This is a genomic window from Streptococcus oralis, assembly GCF_003943415.1.
In the GTDB taxonomy this organism is placed as follows: Bacteria; Bacillota; Bacilli; order Lactobacillales; family Streptococcaceae; genus Streptococcus; species Streptococcus oralis_BJ.
In genome coordinates, this window is sequence record NZ_RJPK01000022.1 from 1 (window position 1) to 836 (window position 836).

The following is an 836-nucleotide window of genomic DNA, read 5'->3' on the forward strand; positions in this document are numbered from 1 at the left end:
TGAACATGAAGCGGTGTCAATGAAAGAAAAAGCCTCATCCTTTTTAAAACACCTTATTTCTATAAATCCGAATCGACAGAAGCCATGAACACCCGTATAGCGTAATAATTGATATGGCAACGATCAGATACAGCAGAGCATTTTGTAAGGATAGCAGCATGTGAATCAACTCTCTAATTTGATCGTTCAAATTTTGGACAACAAAATTGACCGTTAGCATATACAAGCCAAATGCAACAATAGAAGCAATCAACAAATAGTTACTTTTGAATTTATAACAGAATGGCAGCATGAATGAAGCAGCTGTCATCACAATGGCGACCATTAGCAAAATGTCTTTCCAGATCGTAAGTTCCCGGTGAATGATAAAGTTTACGATCAATATGGCTGCAGCCACCATAGATGTAAAGAGAACGACGACAATATACTTTGAACTGACAATTTCTTTTCGTGTATAAGGCAAAGAATTGAGAAGCATATGTATAGAAGACTTTTCATCTATTGACATGGCATTCATAAAAATAGCAATACTAAATGCAATTCCAACCCAGATGGGAGAAACGTCTAATGTTTAATAAACACATAACCCCAAAAATAAAACTGCCAATGTTTTTTTCTGCAAGACAATGTCCTTACGTATTAAGTTGAACATGCTCTTTAGCTCCTTTCTTCGTATAAAACATAATATCTTCCAGAGTCGGTTTTTCAATTAACACCATATCCCCAAAAAGGTTTTCTGTTCGTGATTTATTCGCAGTCAATGCTTCAAATCCATGAGTTGATTTTCGAACCGCTATAAACTCCTGTTCGGTCTCCCGGTCTAACAACTCCATGCC

2 protein-coding genes are annotated in these 836 nt (G+C 36.5%); both read right to left on the minus strand.

Annotation, left to right across the window (positions count from 1 at the left end):
* Positions 1-43: 43 nt before the first annotated feature.
* On the minus strand, positions 44-553 hold the full coding sequence (locus D8801_RS10085) for an ABC-2 transporter permease (RefSeq protein ID WP_398575013.1): 510 nt from the start codon (positions 551-553) through the stop codon (positions 44-46).
* Positions 554-632: 79 nt separating this feature from the next.
* Positions 633-836, minus strand: a 204-nt coding sequence (locus tag D8801_RS09655; protein ID WP_398575012.1) for a hypothetical protein, incomplete at its 5' end; no start/stop codon positions are given.